This window comes from Paenibacillus sp. 8b26, assembly GCF_050626875.1.
GTDB lineage: Bacteria > Bacillota > Bacilli > Paenibacillales > Paenibacillaceae > Paenibacillus.
The window spans coordinates 6,084,171-6,091,844 of the sequence record NZ_CP192445.1 but is presented as its reverse complement, the minus strand read 5'-3'; the positions used below and the strand labels follow the sequence as shown (position 1 = coordinate 6,091,844).

The 7,674-nt window shown below is 45.6% G+C and carries 9 protein-coding genes; 2 read left to right on the top strand and 7 right to left on the bottom strand.

Annotation, left to right across the window (positions count from 1 at the left end):
• Nucleotides 1-71: 71 nt before the first annotated feature.
• Nucleotides 72-935 carry a DUF1835 domain-containing protein gene (locus ACQ4MX_RS28195; RefSeq protein ID WP_431088606.1) on the bottom strand — a complete coding sequence of 288 codons (864 nt, stop codon included), beginning with the start codon at nt 933-935 and terminating at the stop codon, nt 72-74.
• A 137-nt stretch (nt 936-1,072) separates the two neighbouring features.
• Between ACQ4MX_RS28195 and glsA the strand changes: the two genes are divergently transcribed.
• Entirely contained in the window at nt 1,073-2,011 is a 939-nt protein-coding gene (gene glsA, locus ACQ4MX_RS28190; RefSeq protein WP_431088604.1) for a glutaminase A, read from the top strand.
• A gap of 72 nt (nt 2,012-2,083) precedes the next feature.
• Here glsA and ACQ4MX_RS28185 read toward each other — a convergent pair whose 3' ends face one another.
• On the bottom strand, nt 2,084-2,953 hold the full coding sequence (locus tag ACQ4MX_RS28185) for a VOC family protein (RefSeq protein WP_431088602.1): 870 nt from the start codon (nt 2,951-2,953) through the stop codon (nt 2,084-2,086).
• A gap of 48 nt (nt 2,954-3,001) precedes the next feature.
• Complete coding sequence (locus ACQ4MX_RS28180; protein ID WP_431088600.1) at nt 3,002-3,415, bottom strand: DoxX family protein; 414 nt, start codon at nt 3,413-3,415, stop codon at nt 3,002-3,004.
• A gap of 272 nt (nt 3,416-3,687) precedes the next feature.
• Here ACQ4MX_RS28180 and ACQ4MX_RS28175 point away from each other — a divergent pair, with 272 nt between their 5' ends.
• Nucleotides 3,688-4,227: a helix-turn-helix domain-containing protein gene (locus ACQ4MX_RS28175; RefSeq protein WP_431088599.1), complete on the top strand. Its 540-nt coding sequence runs from the start codon at nt 3,688-3,690 to the stop codon at nt 4,225-4,227.
• 94 nt (nt 4,228-4,321) lie between these two features.
• Here ACQ4MX_RS28175 and ACQ4MX_RS28170 read toward each other — a convergent pair whose 3' ends face one another.
• The 4 genes from ACQ4MX_RS28170 to ACQ4MX_RS28155 all read right to left on the bottom strand — a co-directional run bounded on the left by ACQ4MX_RS28170 (nt 4,322) and on the right by ACQ4MX_RS28155 (nt 7,609).
• A complete protein-coding gene (locus ACQ4MX_RS28170; RefSeq protein ID WP_431088597.1) occupies nt 4,322-4,456 on the bottom strand; it encodes a hypothetical protein in 135 nt (44 codons plus the stop codon).
• The gene (locus ACQ4MX_RS28165) at nt 4,446-4,712 is read right to left on the bottom strand and encodes a stalk domain-containing protein (RefSeq protein ID WP_431091433.1); all 267 of its coding nucleotides are present in this window, start codon (nt 4,710-4,712) and stop codon (nt 4,446-4,448) included. Before ACQ4MX_RS28165 ends, ACQ4MX_RS28170 begins: the two co-directional genes overlap by 11 nt.
• Complete coding sequence (locus ACQ4MX_RS28160) at nt 4,709-5,830, bottom strand: phosphodiester glycosidase family protein (RefSeq protein ID WP_431088595.1); 1,122 nt, start codon at nt 5,828-5,830, stop codon at nt 4,709-4,711. Before ACQ4MX_RS28160 ends, ACQ4MX_RS28165 begins: the two co-directional genes overlap by 4 nt.
• Before the next feature lie 312 nt (nt 5,831-6,142).
• Nucleotides 6,143-7,609 (bottom strand): potassium/proton antiporter, encoded by a 1,467-nt coding sequence (locus ACQ4MX_RS28155; RefSeq protein ID WP_192511091.1) that lies wholly within the window; start codon nt 7,607-7,609, stop codon nt 6,143-6,145.
• Between the last annotated feature and the right edge of the window lie 65 nt (nt 7,610-7,674).

The window sequence follows — 7,674 nt, the reverse complement described above, 5'->3', positions numbered from 1 at the left end:
TAAAATGGGAATTTAGCTGGAGATGAAGAAATGACATCAGGTGACAGAATAGTATACTTTTTCACTTCGTTTTACGCTTTTATTTTCACAGCATAGCGATATTGCATTCCCGACATTTCAGGCATTTCCAGAAATTCGAGTCTGTCCTGAGCGATCAACTGTTGAATCCGGTATTCCAAAAAAGTATCGCTTCTTAGCTGTGGCCATTGTGTTAAAGCCTCACCTATTATTTTTCCAGCGTGTACATAATGCCGATTATCCTCTACCCGCAGTTGACCGATCAAATCCAGCAAAGCCTGATCAAAGTAATCTTCTGGCACATGATCGATATGGTCATTTTCCCATAATCTCAGCACACTTTCCTGTTCACTAAGCTCCAGCCAATCTTGTTCATGTCGATGTCGATCTTCCATGCTTAAAGCATGAATTTTATCTTTATTTTGCGTTATGAACCGTGCAATTTCTTTCGAATACACCACGTTCATGGATAGAGGAAACTTACTTTCCATGTATAGAGGATCACTCGGCTCCCGTTCCATGGAATCTGTTACATTTACGACCCCGATAGGAGCAGTTCTATTCCGCAAAAGGTATAATGCAAAACGTAATCCGATTTGCTCGTGAGCATTAGAGCCGCACCAGATTGTGATCGACTTATCATCAGAAATTGCAGTAAGAGTAGCCGTCATCTGTTCAATGCGGTGCTCCCAATTTGCGTAATGGAAAAATTCATAATCCACGATCCGTTCAGCCAACCAGTTGTGACGGTTCTCTTGTCCTTCTGGTGTTTCCAGCCTCCACAACGGCCCTATGGAAAATAGGTCATTAAAAGACAGTACTTCACTCTCATAACGCAATCCTGCTCCCGAAAGGCCTACTTTCATCGAGCCAGCAGCGGACTGAGAGAACAGCAGGTGTACATTGTTAGATGACAAGTCAACTGCCTCCTTTCACTGTGTTCAATAATATCTTGTCTTTCGACCAGAAATATCTTTAGAATAGGCGTATAGCTATCACATCTTGCTCTACAATAACAATACCACAGGATGGTTACTCGACTGGAGGAAAAGAAATGACATCGGAGTGGCAGAGACTACAGACCAAACTGCCGAAATGGGTGGAACAAAGCCGTCATCAGTATATTCATGGCAAGGTGGCAGCGTATATTCCCGAATTGTCCAAAGCTCCGGCCGACGCGCTGGGTGTTGTTGTGATGAACGGAATCGGCGAGACCGTGGTAGCCGGAGATACCGAAATAAGCTTTACGATGCAAAGCATCTCGAAGGTATTCACGCTTATTTTGGCCTTAATGGATAATGGTGAAGATGTTGTCTTCTCCAAGGTCGGTATGGAGCCTACCGGAGACCGTTTTAATTCCATGCTGAAGCTGGAGCTGGTCGAGCCCGGCATCCCGTTTAACCCGCTTATTAATGCCGGAGCCATCGCCGTGTCCTCTTTGATTCGCGGAAACAGTCCTGAAGAGAAGTTTGCCCGTGTCCTGCAATTTTTCCGTCTGCTTACCCGTAATGACAAGCTGGAATATGACCAGGATGTCTACGATTCGGAATCTGCTACAGGCCATTTAAACCGTTCCCTTGCCTATTTCTTGATGGAAAAGGGAATTCTGCGCGGACATGTTGAGGATGTGCTGGAGGTTTACTTCAGGCATTGCGCTGTAAAATTGAATTGTACGGATTTGGCACGCATGGGACTCGTATTAGCCTACAATGGACGTGATCCGGTCACGGGTGTACCGCTGGTTCCCCGCCGTTATGTACAGATCGCCAAAACCTTTATGACCACATGCGGCATGTATGACGCATCCGGAGAATTCGCTATTCAGGTCGGACTGCCCGCCAAAAGTGGCGTATCTGGCAGCATTATGACGATGGTGCCCGGACGATATGGCATTGGACTGGTCGGACCTTCTCTGAACCGCATGGGTAACAGTACAGCGGGTGTACACTTGCTGGAGACCATGTCGCGGGAATTGGATTGGAGCTTGTTTTAGTTCACGAATAAGAGGGTATTCCCAGCCTATGTGGCTTACGGGAATACCCTCTTCCTTTACTTTCCTGATATGTTAAACGGTTTGGCCGTCGGTAACCAGTTTGATATGAATGCGGAACGGATCAGCAACGTATTTGGCACCATCGCGTTCCTCCACTCCATATCCTGCCGCAGTCAAACGGACGACAACGGCCTCCAGTTCCTTTTGATTTGGCACAATCAGTTCAAAATAATCCAGGCCTGCAGCATGTTCGGGAGCTGGGAGCGCCCCTTCTCCTGCCCATATATTCAAGCCCATGTGGTGATGGTAACCACCTGCGGATACGAACAAAGCAGACGAGCCATAGCGACATGTAATATCAAAACCGAGCACATCGCAATAAAATTGCTGCGCCTTGAGCAAATTAGACACATGGAAGTGAACATGCCCAATTACCGTTCCTTCGGGCAACCCTTGCCAAGGTAGGTTCTCAGAAATAGCGACCAAGCCTTCTGCATCCACAGGATCTGTTCCCATAATGTAATATCCGTTAGCATCTTTCTTCCACTGATCACGAGGACGATCCGCATAGATCTCTATCCCGTTATTATCCGGATCATGGATATACAGAGCTTCACTTACATCATGGTCCCCCTGTCCGATTTCAATCTCATGAGCAAGCAGATTACGCAGTGACAGGCCCAGAGCCACGCGGTTCGATACAAGAATAGCAAAGTGATACAATCCGGCTGCGGATTGGCGCGGGAGAATAACTGCATTTTCAATAAACTTAAGGGTTAGCAGCGGGTGCTTTCCGTCGACTGTCAATTCAGCGGTATCCGCCGTTTGACGCAGCAGTTGGAAGCCAACAACCTCGGTATAAAATTGAATAGAGCGCTCCAAGTTACTAACCTTTAATGAAACCTGCCCGATTCTGGTGTTGTCATGGATATGTGCTGTCATGAGATTTCCCTCTTTCTACGTGGATTGGAGGACTACGCTAATGATAAATTACTGTTCTGTTGAGGTACGGCGGCTAAACAAAGAATCCAGTGACAAACGAGTCGTTGGTGCAAATACCAAATGCAGAGCTACCAGAATAAAGGCAATATCCAGCTCATAACCTGCTCCCTGTCCATTACCCATCAAACCACCGGACAATTTTGCTGTGAAAATCGCTCCGATCAATACAATAACAAAAAGTCCAGAGACATAACGAGTAAACAACCCAAGAATTAAAGCAATTCCTCCGACTAACTCAATTACTGCAACGACATAACCTAAAAATCCTGGGACGCCAATACTGGAAAACCAGCCAGCTACATTGCCCAGCCCCATTTGAAATTTAGCAATTCCGTGCGCCAAAAACAAGATACCCAAAGCCACCCTCATAATTGTTGAAATGTTTCTGCTTGCTGAACTCATATTTATCTCTCCATTCTGAATATTTTTTTGCACTCGTATGAGCACATAATAATAATTATTTTATATTACTAATAATTTGGTTAAAAAAATAAAATGATCTTGCTCTAAGTTGTAACTTATATAAGTACGAGTCAAGCTCAAATTATTAGTAATAGGAATAATTATTTTGTAATGTGAATTTATCATAAGAAACTATAGTCTGTCAACAAAATATTTGGTATAATAAATAATAAATTAGTATACATTATATCTCCTTGAAGGAGGAACACTCCATGGGTATAGGATGCAACATACGCGCCGCGCGTAAACGTAAAAATTTATCCATCCAGCAAATATGCGAACGAACCGGATTATCTCAAGGCTTTATGAGTCAAGTAGAAAACAATAAAACCTCCCCTTCCATTGCTACACTGGACAGCATCGCTAATGCACTTAAGGTACCCCTCGCTTTTCTGCTGCTCAAAGAAGAGGAACGAATGCAAGTGATTCGGAAGGACGAGCGCCGCAAAACGGTTTATGGCAAAAATAAGCTTCAGGTGGACTATTTGGGGGGGCAGGGTAACGTCAAAATGATGCTGGTGGAGATGCCGCCAGGCTCATCCACGGAAGAAGAGCATGCTCATGCGGGCGATGAGATTCATTTTGTTATGGAAGGCACGGTATATGTGGAGCAAGGCGAGGATTCGGCTACCCTCGAAGCAGGAGATTCCTTTAGCTGGAGAGCAGCCATTCCGCATTATGCCAAAAACATTGGAGAAAACAACGCCCGTATTTTGATTTCTGTATTTCTCGAAGCAGAGAATGACGCTTAAATTTCATCAAAAAAAGCGCGTACCGGGAAGTCGTTTTTTCACTTCCACGGTACGCGCTTTTTATATTCTTTAATTACTAAGTCCAACTTTAACTTTATTCCATCGCCTGTTTGGCATCTGTCCGTGATTCCCACGGCAGCTTGAAGGTTTTCATAATCTGCTTGGTATCAGAGGGGAGTTCAGTTCCTAAATTCACTACAGTCCCCAGCAACTCGTCTTTATAATCCATAGTAATATGCCCGTAATAAGATATACACTTCTTTACCCGACACCTCAAAGGTAAGTTGCTGCTTGTTCTTACGTGATGGTTCCTTCAACTGCACGGGTTCCGACCACTTTTGTAGCGTAACCAGCTTCTTTTTGACATCCCAATGATAGGTTGCACCCACAGCTTCGGCAAAGGGTTTAAGCGGAACCATAACCTTTCCGGCGATCAGCATAGGTGCAGCCTTTGAGTTTAATGGGCTTTTGTATTCTAATTCTATCTCTTCTTGGCTGCGTCAATGTCTCCAGGATTCAAACCTTGCCAGATATTCGGAATATTAACGGTCTCGGGATGCTCGAATACGAGGAACGCTGTCGGTAAATACCGCTCGCCGTATTCAGAAGAAGGTTTATTCACAATAGCATGATCCTTGACGAGCACAGTCGATGATCCACCATCCAGATTAGCACCGATAACCGCTCCGTGTTTAAGTAAAATGTTTTGCATATCATACAAATTGGCACCGATGCTGTAACCCGGCTGACGACCGTCGATAGTCACAAAAATAATCGCGCCATCTGCTCTTTGCCCCATTGCCGTACGGGGAGCAATTCCCCATCCTTCGCTTGCATTGCGAATGAGACCTTTACCATTCACGATCAGGCGTGGCTGAAAGGTAACTGCTTCTTGCACGTTCATTTTGGATAACTCGGACAGTGAGTAATGCCCGGCCACCATTTTCCCCTGCTTATCAATCCCTACGATTTGGGCAGAAGCGTTTTTTCCCATATCATTGTAGTATAGCTGGCCCTGTGAAATAACAACGCCGATCGGCTTAAAGCCATTCCCATTCCAGTTAGGATCGGCAAAGCCGCCACCATTTACGCCTGCAACGGCTCCCAAGCGCTCTACCATACTGGATACTCTTTCTCCCTTGCCTATATTGGCAGGAATCCCGAGTCTGATTTTAGTCGGGTCATGCACCGTCATTACATAGCCGTGATAATTGCGGCCAGATACCTCTTCAACCTCAACCAGTGGCGTTTGCTGCACCTTGGTCGGTGTCAGATCAGGCAGCTTGATCGTATGTCTGTCCTTCTCCTCGCCCATCTGCTCGAAACGGGCCGAATATTCGGCCACTCGCTTCTGTGCCTCCGCCTCACCAATAAAATATTTTGCCCAGTGACGATGTTGTGTAGTGATCAGCGTATCCGCAGCCAAGTAGCGCATGTCCTTGCCAGATGGTGTTAAAAACAGCCACGCGCTGCCCCCGATTCCAGCGAGCAGTAGTACAATAAAAAGCCGCCCCATAAAGCGACCAAATTTTCCTTTTCGTTTCTTTTTTTTGTTTTTCTGCCTGCGAGCTGTTGCACGCTGTGGCAAGACTTCCGGTTTCATTCGCCATCTCTCCTGTATGCTGACTTCTGCCTTGAATATAACCGTTCTCTCAATGAGCTGATATGGTTTGTTTTTCAGGACAGCCATTGCTGCTGATTCTTATCCTCAGAGGGTAACATATCGGCAGCGACATCTAACGACAATATCATAAACTAATTTTGTAGAATGATAGTGTCAATTTTTTAACAGATTCATCATACCGAAAAAGAACACAATAAAACAGCCCTCCACATCAATGTGAAGGACTATTTGGAAAATTACGTTAGAAATCACGTTGGTTCGCAACCTGTTTCGTTGCCATTGCAATCCCTTTTACGGTGCTGCCTCTGGTTCAAGCAGCATGAACAGTTCTTTCATTTGTTGTCGCTTGAGCTTCGGACTGAGCACATACAGGGTATCTCCCGGCTTAATTACAGTTGTGCCTCTCGGAGCTATAATTTGCTCTTCTCGAATAATAGCGGTGAACAAAATGTCATCAGGAAGCTGCATGTCCTGAATTGCTTTGCCCACAATGGACATCCCTTCCTGCACTTGAATGTGATTGATCTCCGATGTGGTTTTCCCCAGAGATACCAATTCCAAGAGCGAAGGTGATGACGTTTCGTTAGGGTCCATTAGGCCGAGTTTCACCGCCAGCCACGAAATGGTCGTACCTTGTATAATGGCGGAGGTAAGCACGACGAAGAATACGACATTAAAAAACATCGGCCCCACATCCATTTCATCCAGCAGTGGATAGGTAGCCAGTACAATCGGTACCGCTCCCCTTAGCCCTGCCCAGGATAACAGCGTCTTTTCGCGTATAGAGTATCGGGAGAAAAGCAGACTCAGGAACACGCCAATTGGACGGGCTACGAGCATCAGAATAAAGGAAAGCGCCAAACTTTGCCACGCAATACCGAGCAACTGATCGGGAAAAACCAGCAGTCCCAGCAGGACGAACATCATGATTTGCACCATCCAGGCGAACCCGTTGTTAAAATGAATAATAGACCGCTTGTAGGTCAGGTCCGAATTACCCAGCACGATGGCCATGACATATACTGCCAGCAAGCCGCTTGCCTCCAGTAAGGATGCCGCCGCATACGTTAAGACCGCAAATGCCAGCGCCATGACGGGATACAGACCGGATGAATCAAAATTCATTTTATTAATGGCATATACAGCTATGCGTCCGAGCACAAAACCAACGACCAGACCAAAACCCATTTCCCACAAAAATAGTAGAATATGTACCCAAATGGATTGCTCAGGGTGATGTATCAGCTCAATCAACGTTACCGTGAGGAATACGGCCATCGGATCATTACTGCCGGACTCCGCTTCCAGCGTGGATGTAATTCGTTTTTTGATGTTTTTACCACCTAAAACAGAAAACACTGCTGCCGCATCTGTCGATCCGACAATAGCGCCGAACAGCATGGATTCCATCCAGCTCACGCCTAAAATAAACTTGGCGCAAACGCCAATGACCACCGTCGTAATAATGACGCCAAGCGTAGATAATGACATCGCAGGTCGAATGACTGGCTTAACATCTGCAAACTTCGTTTGCATCCCGCCTTCAAACAAAATAACGATGAGCGCGAGAATCCCCACCAATTGCGTAATAAACGCATTATCAAAATAAATAAACTGACTGAGCACCATGCCGACGGCAATAAACAATACGAGCGCAGGCATGCCGAAACGACTGGAAAATTTGGTAGTCAGTACGCCGACTAGCAGCAAGCCGGACAGCAAAAGCACAATAAAATTAATAATAGTTGTCTGTTCCATACGACGGCTTCTCCTATCTTGAAAATAGATGTTCATTTTTTCGCCTTTTATCTATATACCCTCAA